Origin of the sequence: Mycolicibacter sinensis (assembly GCF_001673565.1) — a bacterium.
Taxonomy (GTDB): domain Bacteria; phylum Actinomycetota; class Actinomycetes; order Mycobacteriales; family Mycobacteriaceae; genus Mycobacterium; species Mycobacterium sinense_C.
In genome coordinates this window covers 23773-38289 of sequence record NZ_LZMF01000035.1, presented here as the reverse complement: position 1 = coordinate 38289, position 14517 = coordinate 23773, and the positions used below count along the sequence as shown (strand labels likewise).

The 14517-nt window shown below is 68.0% G+C and carries 12 protein-coding genes; 11 read left to right on the top strand and 1 reads right to left on the bottom strand.

What is annotated here, in order from left to right; all coding sequences use genetic code 11:
* Positions 1-265: 265 nt before the first annotated feature.
* The 11 genes from A5648_RS06025 to A5648_RS05975 all read left to right on the top strand — a co-directional run bounded on the left by A5648_RS06025 (position 266) and on the right by A5648_RS05975 (position 13038).
* Complete coding sequence (locus tag A5648_RS06025; RefSeq protein ID WP_065023666.1) at positions 266-568, top strand: urease subunit gamma; 303 nt, start codon at positions 266-268, stop codon at positions 566-568.
* A gap of 26 nt (positions 569-594) precedes the next feature.
* Entirely contained in the window at positions 595-1185 is a 591-nt protein-coding gene (ureB, locus tag A5648_RS24385; RefSeq protein ID WP_234787298.1) for an urease subunit beta, read from the top strand.
* Complete coding sequence (locus A5648_RS06015) at positions 1178-2887, top strand: urease subunit alpha (RefSeq protein WP_065023665.1); 1710 nt, start codon at positions 1178-1180, stop codon at positions 2885-2887. Before ureB ends, A5648_RS06015 begins: the two co-directional genes overlap by 8 nt.
* Before the next feature lies 1 nt (position 2888).
* On the top strand, positions 2889-3563 hold the full coding sequence (locus A5648_RS06010) for an urease accessory protein UreF (protein WP_065023664.1): 675 nt from the start codon (positions 2889-2891) through the stop codon (positions 3561-3563).
* A gap of 16 nt (positions 3564-3579) precedes the next feature.
* Positions 3580-4410 (top strand): urease accessory protein UreD, encoded by an 831-nt coding sequence (locus tag A5648_RS06005; RefSeq protein WP_065023663.1) that lies wholly within the window; start codon positions 3580-3582, stop codon positions 4408-4410.
* A complete protein-coding gene (ureG, locus tag A5648_RS06000) occupies positions 4376-5104 on the top strand; it encodes an urease accessory protein UreG (RefSeq protein ID WP_065023662.1) in 729 nt (242 codons plus the stop codon). The genes A5648_RS06005 and ureG overlap by 35 nt, the downstream gene beginning before the upstream one ends.
* A gap of 145 nt (positions 5105-5249) precedes the next feature.
* Positions 5250-8960 (top strand): nitrate reductase subunit alpha, encoded by a 3711-nt coding sequence (locus A5648_RS05995; RefSeq protein ID WP_065023661.1) that lies wholly within the window; start codon positions 5250-5252, stop codon positions 8958-8960.
* Positions 8957-10603: a nitrate reductase subunit beta gene (gene narH / locus A5648_RS05990; protein WP_065023660.1), complete on the top strand. Its 1647-nt coding sequence runs from the start codon at positions 8957-8959 to the stop codon at positions 10601-10603. Before A5648_RS05995 ends, narH begins: the two co-directional genes overlap by 4 nt.
* The gene (narJ, locus tag A5648_RS05985) at positions 10600-11247 is read left to right on the top strand and encodes a nitrate reductase molybdenum cofactor assembly chaperone (RefSeq protein ID WP_065023659.1); all 648 of its coding nucleotides are present in this window, start codon (positions 10600-10602) and stop codon (positions 11245-11247) included. The genes narH and narJ overlap by 4 nt, the downstream gene beginning before the upstream one ends.
* Positions 11235-11981, top strand: a complete 747-nt coding sequence (gene narI / locus A5648_RS05980) for a respiratory nitrate reductase subunit gamma (protein WP_234787296.1) — start codon at positions 11235-11237, stop codon at positions 11979-11981. Before narJ ends, narI begins: the two co-directional genes overlap by 13 nt.
* The gene (locus A5648_RS05975) at positions 11968-13038 is read left to right on the top strand and encodes a tellurite resistance/C4-dicarboxylate transporter family protein (protein ID WP_428844311.1); all 1071 of its coding nucleotides are present in this window, start codon (positions 11968-11970) and stop codon (positions 13036-13038) included. Before narI ends, A5648_RS05975 begins: the two co-directional genes overlap by 14 nt.
* On the opposite strand, the gene A5648_RS05970 is transcribed toward A5648_RS05975, so the two are convergent.
* Complete coding sequence (locus A5648_RS05970; RefSeq protein ID WP_065023658.1) at positions 13035-14504, bottom strand: HNH endonuclease signature motif containing protein; 1470 nt, start codon at positions 14502-14504, stop codon at positions 13035-13037. The two genes, A5648_RS05975 and A5648_RS05970, sit on opposite strands and share 4 nt — an antisense overlap.
* Positions 14505-14517 lie beyond the last annotated feature (13 nt).

Sequence of the window (14517 nt, the reverse complement as noted above, 5' to 3'; positions counted from 1 at the left end):
TTCTCGGAGCGTCAAGAACATCGCGGTTCCCCTTCGCCGGGGCGGCCGACGCCGATGCGTCACACCACGGCGGGGCCTACCCGGACGTTGGTGGCGTTAAACGCCGCAGCTTGGCCCCTAGCGACTTGCCCTGCGCAGATAGCGGTTTCGGATCAGTCGAGCAGCTGCCGCAGCACGTACTGCATGATGCCGCCGTGCCGGTAGTAGTCGGCCCCGCCGTGGTGTGACGCATCGGCGTCGGCCGCCCCGGCGAAGGGGAACCGCGATGTTCTTGACGCTCCGAGAACAAGAACGTCTGCTGATTCACACCGCGGCGGAGGTGGCCCTGAAACGACGCAAGCGCGGCCTCAAGCTCAACTTGCCCGAAGCCACCGCGGTGGTCACCCAGTTCGTGCTCGAGGGTGCCCGCGACGGCCGGTCGAAAGCCGACATCCAAGATGCGGCGCGCCACGTCCTGAAACGCGAAGACGTGATGGACGGTATCGCCGAGATGCTGCAGAAGGTCGACGTTGAAGCGACGTTTCCCGACGGCACCAAATTGGTGACCGTTCCCCAGCCCATTCACTGACATCGGCGGGAATGAAGGCGACAGCCATGCGCGGACCGACCGACAAAATCAGGGACACCGTCACCAACCGGATGCAGCGGGCCCAGAAGAGCTCGTGGCTGCCGGGCGCGGCCAGCCGGGCGGTCGCCCGGGCCCAACGCGTCCTGCAGCGCAATCCCCGGCTGGAGAAACTGGTCTCGTCAGCACAGCGGCACCTGCCCCCGCTGCGGCGCCAACGCGCCGGCTCCGGCAAGTCGATTCCGATGGGTACCGGCAAGGCGCCGATGGGAATGGTGCAGCCGGGCCCTTCCTCGAGCATGAAACCGTCGGCGCCGGGTGCCCTCATCTTCGGGGACGCCCCGGTGCCCATCAACGTCGGCTGCGAGATCACGACGGTGAAGGTCGTCAACACCGGCGACCGGCCGATCTCGGTGGGCTCGCATTTCCATTTCGCCGAAGCCAACCCAGCGCTGGAGTTCGACCGTGAGGCGGCCTGGGGCAAGCGGCAGAACATCATGTCCAGCGGAATGAGCCGGTTCGACCCCGGCGTGACCCAAGAGATCGAGCTGATCCCTTTCGGGGGCCGCAGAATTGCCGCCGGGTTCCGCGGCGCGTGCAAAGGCCCGCTCGATGCCTGAGATCCCCCGCCATCTCTACGTGATGATGCTGGGCCCCACCAAGGGCGATCAGCTTCGGCTGGCCGACACCGACCTGTTCATCGAGGTCGAAGAGGACTACTGCGTCGGCGGGGACGAGATAGTGTTCGGCGGCGGCAAATCCGGGCGCGAGTCCCAGGGCCAATCACACGTTCCCCGCGCGCAGGGCACCCCCGACCTGGTGATCACCAATGTGGTGATCCTCGACCACTGGGGAATCGTCAAGGCAGACGTGGGAATTCGCGACGGCCGCTTCACCGCCATCGGGAAGTCGGGCAACCCCGACGTGATGGACGGCGTTCACCCCGACTTGGTCATCGGCCCCTCCACCGAGATCATGAACGGCACCGGCCTGATCATGACGGCCGGCGCCATCGACACCCACGTGCACTTCGTGAACCCGCAGATGTGCGAGGTGGCCCTGCAAGCCGGCATCACCACGCTGGTCGGGGGTGGCAGCGGACCCACCGACGGGGGCAAAGCCACCCTGGCGACCCCGGGCTCCTGGTGGCTGGCACGGATGCTGGAGAGCTTCGACCCCTGGCCGGTCAACGTGGCATTTCTGGGGCGCGGCACCACGATCAACGAGGAAGCGTTGTGGGAACAGTTGCGCGCCGGTGCCGCCGGACTCAAGGTCCACGAGGACTGGGGCGCGACACCGGCGGTGATCGACACCGCCCTGCGGGTCGCCGATGAGGCCGGGGTGCAGGTCGCCATCCACAGCGACACCCTCAACGAGGCGGGCTTCGTCGAAGATCTCATGCGCACGGTCAACGGCCGCAGCTTCCACAGCTACCACACCGAAGGCGCCGGCGGCGGCCACGCCCCCGACATCATCCGGATCGCCGGCGAAGCCAATGTGCTGCCGTCGTCGACCACCCCGACCCGCCCGTTCACCGTCAACACCGTCGATGAACAGCTCGACATGTGCCTGGTGGCCCACCAGCTCAACCCCAAGGTTCCGGCGGAGTTGCAGTTCGCCGAGAGCCGGGTCCGGGCCGGCACCATCGCCGCCGAAGACATCCTGCAGGACATCGGCGCGATCTCGGCGATGTCGTCTGACGCGCAAGCGATGGGGCGTCTCGGCGAGACGGTGTTGCGCACCTGGCAGACCGCCCACGCGATGAAGCAGCTGCGCGGTCCGCTGTGCTCCGATGAGCGCGCCGACAACGAGCGAGCCCGGCGCTACGTCGCCAAAACCACCATCTGCCCAGCGATCATCCACGGCCTCGACGACGAAATCGGATCCATCGCCGTCGGCAAACTGGCCGACTTCGTGTTGTGGGCCCCCGCCATGTTCGGGGTCAAGCCGACCGCGGTGTTCAAAGGGGGCATGGGCGCGCTGGCGATGCTCGGGGACCCCAGCGCGGCGGTGCCCACCCCCGAGCCGGTGTTGCCGCGGCTGGGCTACAACGCCTTCACCCGCGCCGCGGCGGCCACCAGCGTCGCGTTCGTCGCGCCCGTCGCACTCGAAGACGGGCTGGCCGACCGGCTCAACGTCGAACGCCGACTTGTGCCGGTCAAGAACATGCGCCAACGCAGTAAATCCGACTTGCCGCTCAACTACGCGCTGCCGAACATCGAGGTCAACCCCGACACCTTCGAGGTCCGCATCGACGGGCAAACGGCCAACCATGCACCGCTGACCGAGCTGCCCATGACGCAGCGCTACTTCCTCTACTGACATGCCGGCCACGCCCGCTGCGCTGCTGCTGCTCACCGACGGTCGCCTGCCGGCCGGCGGTTACGCGCACTCCGGCGGCGTTGAGGCATCGGTTCAGGCGGGACGCGTGTACGACCGAGCCAGCCTGGAAGAGTTCCTGCGCGGACGGGCTGCCACCTCCGGTGCCGTCGCCGCCGCTTTCGCCGCCGCGGCCTGCCACGCGACCGCAGCAGGCGATCTGGCGCGGCTCACCGAGCTGGAGGCAGAGCTCGACGCCCGGATGCCGTCGCCGGCGCTGCGCAGCGCATCGCGCGCCCTGGGCCGGCAATTGCAGCGGGCGATGCGAACCATCCGGCCGGCCCCGCAGCTCGACGCGCTGGGCCGGCACCCCCACCAGCCGATCGCCATGGGTGTGGTCGCCGCGGTCTTCGACCTCGATGCGCGTGATGCGGCCACCGCGGCGCTGTATGACAGCGTGGCCGGGCCGGCCGCCGCCGCGGTGCGGCTGATCAGCCTCGACCCACTCGATGTTCATGCCGTGCTGGCAGATCTGCTTGCCGACCTCGATGTGCTGGCCGGCGTGGCGGCCGGTCATGCCGGCACCGCACCGGCGGAACTGCCGGCCCACGCCGCCCCCTTGCTCGATATCGCCGCGGAACATCACACCCGGCAGGAGGCGCGACTATTTGCTTCCTGAACCCCAACCCGGCGAGATGCGCGCGCACGCACGGCTGGCCACCGAAGCCACTATCGGCTGGGACGGACAGTGGACCAGTCAGGTCAGCGCCCTGCGCGCGCAGGCCCCGATCATGCCGCGCATCACCGGGCCCAAAGAACCGCATCCGTGGGCGGATCAGCTACCCGCGGCGGTCCGGGTGAGCGTGGCCGCGGGGGCCGCCGGCCCGATGGGCGGCGACGAACTCGATTTCGACATCGACGTGGGAGCCAACAGCTGCCTGGTGCTCACCGACATCTCGGCCACCCTGTTGCTGCCCGGGGCACGCGGGCGCTGCTCACGCAGCTCGATACGGGTGCGGGTCGCAGACGGCGCCACGCTGGTCTGGCTGGCTGAACCATTGATCGCCGCGGCACACTGCAACCACGTCAACGACGTCGACGTCGCGCTCGCCCCCACCGCCCGGCTACTGCTGCGCGAAGAACTGATTCTCGGTCGCCACGGCGAACAACCGGGCACCATCCGGCAGCGACTGCTGATCCGGCGCGACGGACAGCCGCTCTACCACCAGGACCTGCACATCGGGGCCGACGCACCCGGCTGGAACAGTGCCGCCGTGGCCGCTGGCCACCGGGCAGTGGGCTCAATACTGCTCGTTGACCCGCAACGGGATTGGACGACGCAGCGCAGCTCGATGATGTGTCCGTCAGCCGGGCTGCTGCCGCTGGCCGGCCCCGCCGCGCTGGTCTCCGCGCTCGCCGACGACAGCCTCGCGTTGCGGCGGGCGCTGACCGCCGGCCTCGACGAACTCGGGACGCCTTGGCAATCCGATGATGTCCCAACGGAAGAGGAGCCGCACAGTGCCTGACACCCAACACATCCACCACGACACCCGTGCGCTACGACTGGGAGTGGCCGGGCCGGTGGGCACCGGCAAGAGCTCACTGATCGCCACCGTGTGCCGGAACCTGTCCGGCGAATACCGCTTCGGTGTGGTCACCAACGACATCTACACCGACGAGGACGCCCGCTTTCTGCGGGCGCAGGGAATTCTGCCCGCCGAGCGGATCCGCGCGGTGGAAACCGGTGCCTGCCCGCACACCGCGATCCGCGACGACATCACGATGAATCTTCTTGCCGTCGAAGACCTCGAGCACGATTTCGCCCCGTTGGACATCGTTCTGATCGAAAGCGGCGGCGACAACCTCACCGCCACCTTCTCCCCCGGCCTCGTCGACGCCCAGATCTTCGTCCTCGACGTCGCCGGCGGCGGAGACGTCGCACGCAAAGGCGGCCCCGGAATCGCGCGCGCGGATCTGCTGGTGATCAACAAGATCGACCTCGGTTCCTATGTCGATGTCGATGTGCCGCAGATGGTTGCCGATGCCCGGGCCGCCCGCGCCGGCTCCCCCGTTCTGGCACTGTCGCGCAAGCAGCAGCCCACCGTCGACGAGCTGTGCCAGTGGGTGCGCGGCATTCACGCCGCCTACACCTCCGGGGGCCACGTGCCGGTCGACCCGGGACCGATGGCACCGCACAGTCACAGCCACAGTGAGACCTAGCCGTGGCCGGCGTGTGCGGCGACGAAATCGGTGCCACCGATCGGGGGTCAGCGCCACGGTTGCGTGGTATACCGGGACACAGTGCTGCTCTCGCCAGGATCGGGCTGACCCACGGCGAGATCCGCGACGAACGGGAGCCGGGTCGATGACGGCAAGCACATCACGAGCTTCATTGGCGCCGCTGCTGCCGGGCGGCGAGCCGATCGAGTCGCTGCTGCGGCGAGCCCAGTTCTTCACCCCGGGAATCCCGACACCGGATCACCGAGAGGTGCATCGCCGCGGCGGCCGCGGCGCCGAAGAGTTCTACCGGCAACGCTGGCGGCACGGCAAAGTGGTGCGCTCCACCCACGGGGTCAACTGCACCGGATCGTGCTCCTGGATGGTGTACGTCAAAGAAGGCATCATCACCTGGGAAACCCAGGCCGTCGACTATCCCTCGGTCGGCCCCGACAGTCCCGAGTACGAGCCGCGCGGCTGCCCGCGCGGTGCCTCGTTCTCTTGGTACACCTACTCCCCGGCGCGGGTGCGCTATCCCTACATCCGCGAGCCGCTGTTGGCGATGTGGCGCGAGGCCCGCGACCGGCTCGGTGACCCGGTGGCCGCGTGGGCCGAGATCACCGCAGACCCGGAGCGGGCCGCGCGGTACAAGTCGGCACGCGGCCAAGGCGGTTTCCTGCGGGCCTCCTGGGCCGAAGTCAGCGAGCTGATCGCGGCCGCGCACGTGCACACCGTCAAGGAGTACGGGCCGGACCGCGTGGTGGGCTTCTCCCCGATCCCGGCGATGTCACAGGTCTCCTATGCCGCGGGCACCCGCTTCCTGTCGATGATCGGCGGCACCATCCTGTCCTTCTACGACTGGTACGCCGACCTTCCGGTCGCCTCACCGCAGGTCTTCGGTGACCAGACGGACGTCCCGGAGTCCGGGGACTGGTGGAACGCGGCCTACCTGATCATCTGGGGCACCAACCTGCCGATCACCCGCACCCCCGACGCGCATTTCATGACCGAGGCGCGCTACCGCGGCCAGAAGGTCGTCGTGGTCAGCCCCGACTACTCCGACCACACCAAGTTCGCCGACGACTGGCTGGCCTGCGCGCCGGGCACCGACGGTGCGCTGGCCATGGCGATGGGGCACGTGGTGCTCAGCGAGTTCTTCCGGGACCGGCAGGTGCCCTACTTCCAGTCCTACGTCAAGACCTACACCGACCTGCCGTTCCTGATCACCCTGCGCCGCCGCGGCGACTCCTATGTCCCGCACCGCTTCCTGACCGCGGCCGACCTCGGCGACACCGCCGAGAACGCCGCGCATCGCACGGTGCTGCTGGACGCGGCGACCGGCGAACCATTCTTCCCGAATGGCACGCTCGCCGACCACTTCTCGGAATCCGGCAAGGGCAGATGGAACCTGGACCTCGGCGAGCACGACCCGCTGTTGAGCCTGCACGGGCGCTACCCGGACGCGGTCACCGTCGACCTGCCGCGCTTCGATATCGGTGACACCGAGGGCGGCGACGCGGTGCGCCGGGGCGTGCCGGTGCACCGTCTGGGCGAGCATCTGGTGACGACGGTGTTCGACCTGCTGATGGCGCACTACGCCGTGGCCCGCGACGGGTTGCCCGGCGAGTGGCCGACCGGCTACGACGACGCCGACCAGCCCTACACCCCGGCCTGGCAGCAGACCATCACCTCGGTACCGGCGGCGGCCGCGGCCCGGGTGGCCCGCGAATTCGCCCGCAGCGCAGAGCTTTCCCAAGGCCGGTCGATGATCGCGATGGGGGCCGGCACCAACCACTGGTTTCACTCCGACCAGATCTACCGCACCTTCTTCACCCTGACTATGCTGTGCGGTTGCCAGGGGGTCAACGGCGGCGGCTGGGCACATTACGTCGGCCAGGAGAAGGTTCGCCCGCTGACCGGCTGGCAGCAGGTCGCGTTCGCGCTGGACTGGCAACGCCCGACCCGGCACATGACCGGCACCTCGTTCTTCTACTTGCATACCGACCAGTGGCGCTATGAGCAGTTCGGCGCCGGCGAGTTGTCCTCCCCGCTGGGGCCGGGTCTGTTCGGCGGCCGCGCGGTCGCCGACATGCTGGCCCAGGCGTCGCGGCTGGGCTGGACGCCCTCGCACCCGATGTTCGATCGGAACCCGTTGAGTCTGGCCGATTCTGCCGCCGAGGCGGGCAAGCCGGTCGCCGACTACGTGGTGGACGAACTCCAGGCCGGCCGGATGCGGTTCGCCGGCGAGGATCCCGACAACCCGGCGAACTTTCCCCGGGTGATGACGGTGTGGCGGGCCAACCTGCTGGGCTCGTCCGGCAAGGGTATGGAGTACTTCATGAAGCACCTGCTCGGTGCGCAGAACGCGGTGCGCGCCGAGGAGTCCCCGGAAGCGTTGCGGCCCACCGAGGTGCGCTGGCGTGAGCCGGCGCCGACCGCCAAACTCGATCTGGCCGTCACACTGGACTTCCGGATGACCAGTACCTGCACCTACTCCGACATCGTGCTACCGGCCGCCACCTGGTATGAGAAGCACGACATCTCGACCACCGACATGCACCCGTTCGTGCATTCGTTCAACCCGGCGATCCCTCCGCCGTGGGAGGCCCGCACCGACTTCGAGGCGTTCGCCACCATCGCCGCCGACTTCTCCCGGCTGGCCGCGACGCACCTGGGCACCCGCACCGACGTCATCGCCGCACCGCTGATGCACGACTCCGCCGACGAGCTCGCCCAGCCCGGCGGCGCGGTGGCCGACTGGACCCGCGGCGAATGCGAGCCGGTCCCCGGGGCCACGATGCCGAAACTGGCTACCGTCGAACGGAATTACCCTGCGGTGGCGGCGAAGATGGCGGCCCTGGGCCCGCTGGTGAACACCCTGGGCACCGGGGTCAAGGGCATCTCGTGGAAACCCACCACCGCCGTCGACTGGCTGGGCCGCCAGAACGGCATCGTGCACGGCGGCCCCGGTGACGGCCGCCCCTCACTGGCCCGCGACGTCCACCTGGCCGAGGCGATCCTGGCGCTGTCGGGGTCCACCAACGGCCGGATGGCGCTGCTGGGCTGGCAGGCGCTGGAGGAACGCACCGGGATGCCGCTGGCCGATCTGGCCGAAGAGCGCTCCGGGGAACGGATCACCTTCGTCGACACCCAGGTTCAGCCGCGCTCGGTCATCACCTCCCCCGAGTGGTCGGGCAGTGAGACCGGCGGCCGGCGTTACTCGCCGTTCGTGGTCAACGTCGAGCGCAAGAAGCCGTGGCACACCCTGACCGGCCGGATGCACTTCTTCTTGGACCACGACTGGATCGCCGAATACGGCGAATGGCTGCCGGTGTACCGCCCGCCGCTGAACTATCTGCGCCACTTCGGCGAACAGGGTATGCGCGCCGAGGGACGCCCTGAGGTCACCGTGCGGTACCTGACGCCGCACTCGAAGTGGTCGATTCACTCCGAGTACCAGGACAACCTGCACATGCTGAGGCTGTTCCGCGGCGGGCCGGTGATCTGGATGAGCCCGGCCGACGCGGCGAAAATCGGTGTCGCCGACAACGATTGGATCGAGGCGTTCAACCGCAACGGGGTGGTGGCCTGCCGCGCCGTCGTCACCCACCGGATGCCGGTGGGCACCGTGTTCATGTACCACGCCATGGACCGGCACTTGATGACACCGAAAACCGAGGTGTCGGACTACCACGGCGGCGGTGACAACTCGCTGACCCGGCTGGTGGTCAAACCGACCCACATGATCGGCGGATACGCCCAGCAGTCGTTCGGCTTCAACTACCACGGCCCCACCGGCAATCAGCGCGACGAGATCACCGTCATCCGCCGCCGCTCGCAGGAGGTGTGTTTCCAATGAGAGTGGCGGCCAACGTGTCGATGGTGATGAACCTCGACAAGTGCATCGGCTGCCACACGTGCACGGTCACCTGCAAGCAGGTGTGGACCAACCGGCCGGGCACCGAGTACGTCTACTTCAACAATGTCGAGACCAAACCGGGCATCGGCTACCCCAAACGCTACGAAGACCAGGACCAGTGGCACGGCGGCTGGACGCTGGACCGCAAGGGCCGCCTGCAGCTGAGGGCCGGCGGCCGGCTGCGCAAACTGTTGTCGATCTTCTACAACCCGGATCTGCCCAGCATCGACGACTACGGCGACCCGTGGACCTACGACTACCAGACCGTGATCGACGCACCGCTGGGCACCCCGAACCCGACCGCGCATTCGATCTCCGCGCTGACCGGACGGGACATGAAGGTCAACTGGGGCAGCAACTTCGACGACGATCTGGCCGGGGCTCCCGAGTTGGCGCACGGCGACCCCAACCTGGCGGGCCTGGAAGAACAGGTCAAGATGGAGTTCGAGCAGGTATTCATGTTCTACCTGCCGCGCATCTGCGAGCACTGCCTCAACCCGTCGTGCGTGGCGTCGTGCCCGTCGGGGGCGATGTACAAGCGCGCCGAGGACGGCATCGTGCTGGTCGATCAGGACCGCTGTCGCGGCTGGCGGTTCTGTGTGTCGGGCTGCCCCTACAAGAAGGTCTACTTCAACCACCGCACCGGCAAAGCCGAGAAGTGCACCTTCTGCTATCCGCGTATCGAACAAGGGCTGCCGACCGTCTGCTCGGAAACCTGCGTGGGCCGGCTGCGCTACCTCGGCCTGTTCCTCTACGACGCCGACAAGATACTCGACGCCGCCGCCACACCGGATGCCCAGGATCTCTACGAGGCCCAGCTCGGGGTGTTCTTGGATCCGCACGACCCGCACGTGCAGGCCGCCGCCGAGCGAGACGGTATTCCGCACGACTGGATCGAGGCGGCCAAACGCTCGCCCTGCTACGAACTGGCGGTGCGTCACCGGGTGGCGCTGCCACTGCACCCGGAATACCGCACACTGCCGATGGTTTGGTACATCCCGCCGCTGTCGCCGGTGGCCGATGTGGTGGGCGCCCAAGGCTACGACGCCGACAACCCCGACAACGTCTTCGCCACCATCGATTCGCTGCGCATCCCGATCGAGTATCTGGCCAACCTGTTCACCGCCGGCGACTCGGCGGTGGTGCGCACCGTGCTGCGCAAGCTGGCCGCGGTGCGCGCGATTCAGCGCGCCAAGCAACTCGGCCTGGACATCGACGCCGATCTTCCGGCCGGCGTGGGCGCCACCAGGGACGACCTGGATGACCTGTACCGACTGCTGGCGATCGCCAAATACGAAGAGCGCTATGTGATTCCGCCGGCGCACGCCGAGGAGGCGGGGCGGCTGATGGGCCAGCACGAGCAGTTGTTCTGCAGCCTGGATACCGACGGCGGCCCGGGCATGGGCGGGATGGGGCCGACCGGTCCGCACGGCATCGGTTCCTACTATCCGCCGCACTCTGATTCCGCGTCCGCCGCCAACACGCCCCGGCATGCCGATCGTCCCTCGGGCCGGCTCAACCTGCTCAACTGGAACGGCAGCGACGCCGCCCCGGGAATGTTTCCGCAGCCGGGCCCGACATGAACAGCCGGACTGCGAAACTGGCCTCGGTGCTGCTGCAGTATCCGACCCTGGCGCTGTTCGACGGGCTGCCCGAGCTCGAACGATTCGCAGCAACCGCCGGCCCCAAACCGGCCCGCGAGTCGTTCCGGAAGTTTCTGAACTGGCTGGCCGCCACACCCGCGAGCGACGTCGCCGCGCACTACGTGGCGACCTTCGACCTGCGTCGGCGCTGCGCGCTCTACCTGACCTACTACCGCTACGGGGACACCCGAAAGCGCGGCATGGCGATGGTGGTGTTCAAGGCGGCCTACCGCGACGCCGGCTTCGTGGTCTGCGATGACGACCTGCCCGACTTTTTGCCGATCGTCCTGGATTTCGCCGCCCTGTGCCCGAAGGGCGAGCGACTGCTGGCGAACCATCGCACCGATCTGGAGTTGTTGCGCCGCGCTCTGGTGAAAGCCGAGTCGCCGTACGCCGACGTGGTCACCGCGGTCACCGCCGCCTTGCCCAAGCTCGGCAAGCACGAACTCGGCCGGGTTCGCGCGGCGTGGCAGGCCGGCCCGCCGGCCGAGGAGGTGGGCTTGGAGCCCTTCGCTCCCCCCGATTACCTGGCTGGTTACGGAACCGGCTCCGACGCTGCCGGAGGTGCGCAATGCCACAGATAACCACCTGGGACCTGCTGTGGTGGGTGATCCTGCCGTATGTGGCGATAGCCGTCTTCATCGTCGGGCATATCTGGCGCTGGCGTTATGACCAGTTCGGCTGGACCAGCCGCTCCACTCAGTTGCAGGAGCGGCGGCTGCTCAAATGGGGAGCCCCGCTGTTTCACTACGCCACCTTCGCCGCGATCGCCGGGCACGTGATGGGAATCCTGATTCCCAAGTCGTTCACCGATTGGCTCGGTATTCACGAGACCTGGTACCAGGATTTCTCGGCCATCGGCGGGTCGGCTGCGGCGATCGGGGTGTTGATCGGCGGCGGAGTGCTGCTGCTTCGGCGCACCGCGGTTCCGCGGGTGCGCGCCACCACCAGCGCGGTGGACTACTTGGCGCTGATCCTGCTGGGCATCATCGTGTTGCTCGGCATCTATCTGACGCTGGGAATTCAGAACACCTCGCATTACGAGTACCGCAACACGGTCGGGGTCTGGTTCCGTAGCCTGTTCGCCATGCACCCGAACGTGCACGCGATCGCGGCTGCCCCGCTGATGTATCAGGTGCATGCCGTCGCGGCGTGGGCGATCTTCCTGGTGTGGCCGTTCAGCCGCCTGGTCCATGCCTGGAGTTATCCGCTGTGGTACCTGTGGCGGCCCTACATCGTTGTCCGTAGCCGGATCGCGACCCAACCGAAGGAGCCGGGAACGGGTGGAAAATGGCGGAAAATCGGTGTCCCGTATTGACACTCAACTGAACGAGGGACGGCCCGGCGGCACCCGAGAGGCGGTACGGACACTCAACCCGGGCTACTTCGCGCTGGTGATGGCCAGCGGAATGGTGTCGATGGCGATGTATCACCAGGGCGCCTACCGGTTGTCGGTGCTGCTGCTGTGGGTCACGGTGGTGTCCTACCTGGTTCTGGTCACCGTGTCGGCGGTGCGCGTCATTGCGTTCCCGCAGGCATTCCGGGCTGATCTCTCCGATTCCGGTCGCGCATTCGGTCTGTTCACGTTCGTGTCGGCCACCAACGTGCTGGGAGCCCGCCTCGTCATCGACGGGCATACCAGCGTCGCCGCCGGGCTCTTGGTGGTCAGCTCGCTGGCCTGGCTGGTGCTGGGCTATCTGATTCCCTGGACCGCCGTGCTGGGCACCTCCGAGCGGCCGGTGGTGCGGCGCGCCAACGGCACCTGGTTCATCTGGGTGGTGGCCAGCCAGTCCATCGCGGTGCTGGCCGCGGTACTGGAAGTCGACATGCCGGATCCGTGGCGGCAGAGCCTGGCGCTGCTCGCGGTGGTGTCCTGGTCGATCGGGGTGTTCCTCTACGGTGCGGCCGGAATCTTCGTGGCCTTGCGGTTGCTGCTCTACCCGTTGCTGCCCGAGGACCTCATCCCGCAGTATTGGGTGGGGATGGGCGCCTGTGCGATCACCGTGTTGGCCGGCGCGCGGATCGTCGAGATGGCTGATGCGCCGATGGTAAATGCCACCCGCGGCCTGATCGCCGGAACATCGGTGCTGTTCTGGGCCTTCGGCACCTGGCTGATTCCGCCGCTCATCGCCGCGGGGGTGTGGCGGCATCTGGTGCACCACATCTCACTGCGCTACGAGGCCCCGTGGTGGAGCGTGATTTTTCCGCTCGGGATGTACGGAGTGGGCAGCCACTACCTGGGGCAGGCCGACCACCTGCCGATCGTCTTCTTCATCGGCTCAGTGCAGAGCTGGATCGCCTTGGGGGCCTGGACCATCACGTTCGTGCTCATGCTGCATCACCTGACGGTCACCCTGCGTCCGGGGGCGCGCTAGAAGGGTGGTGGATCGTTGCAGGCTGCGAGCGCGCGTCGCTTCGCGGCTTCGGCGGCTTCGGTGGCGATCCGGGCTTCGTTGTGGTTGCGCTCGCACTGCATGCGCGATGCCCGATCCTGCGCCCGGGTGCGCTTGCGCGTTGGCATCATCAGCCCGCGGTTGCCCACCGGTGACCATGCCGGCAGGTTCAGTTCGCCGGTGGGGGCGGCCAGCTGGGGGAAGTACAGGGCGCCACCGGGTTTGGTGACGTAGGTGTGCCCGGTCGGGGCGGTCCAGATGACGGTGCCGTCGGGTTCTTGGCGATCACGCCACCCGTTCTCGCCGGTCCAGAACGTCTTGAGCAGGTGATGCAGACGGCAGAGCAGCTTGAGATTCGAGGCGTGCGTCGGCCCGAGCGGATAGGGAACCGTGTGGTCGATGTCGGCGCATTCGGCCGGGCGCCCGCAGCCGGGAAACCGACACGTCAGATCGCGGCAGCGCACGAAGTCGGCCAGCGCCGCAGACGGCCGATAGCCGGGCTCCGGTGGCGCATCTTGTGGGTGGCGAACCGTGCGCAGCTTGGCCGATTTGGCGAGATTGCGCAGCGCCTGCGCCGACAGTCCACCGAACCCGGGCACGTATCCAGGCGCCTCGGAGCCGCCCTCGAGAGTGGCCTGCGCGGCCATCACATGGATCACCACCGCACCCACCGAGGCATCGCCGGTGGCCGCGGGGCACTCCGGTGAGCCGCATTCACACGCCATCGTGGCCGCACCTTCGGTGAGCGCTCTTAAGGCATCGGCGCGCCGCTCTTCTTTGGTGCGCGGATCAGCCCTGCAGACTGTGGCGGCCAGTTCACTGAGCCGCTGATCGAAGGCCAACGCATCGGGAGTGCGGACGTCGCCGAAGATCTCCGCCAGGCCCGAATGCTGCGGCATCACACCGATGTGGCGCGATTTGTCGAAGGCGCGCGCTTCGCGCACCGCAACCGGTTCCAGTACCTGCACCCAGTAGTCGACGGCTTCGATGATGCGGTTGCGCGACCAGGTGCCCCACCGGGCGGCATTGCGCTGCAGCCAGCGATCCATCCGCGGCAGCGCGCCCGGGTCGATCATCAACTCGGTGCGATGCACCACCGCGGCGACCACCTGGTAGTCCACCACCCCGGCAGCGAACAGCGCTGCGAGTTTGGGCAGCCGCTCCGAGAGCGCCAGGCCGATCCGCAACTGACCTGCCGCGCGGCCGCGGCTGACGCCCTGGGCGGCCGCGATCTCGGCGGCCACGGCGTCCCAGCCGTCGAGGGCCCAGATCTCGCGATCGGCTACGTTCTGCTCGGCCAGCCGCCGGTGATACAGCTCCGCGCCCGCGGCGAACACCCGCGCCAGCGCCGCCGACTGCAGCCGAGCCGCCTGCTGCATGACATCGACCAGGCCCGCGTTGTCGAGGCCACCGATGGCGGCCGGCGAAGGCAAGTTCGATTCGAACATACGTTCGACTATA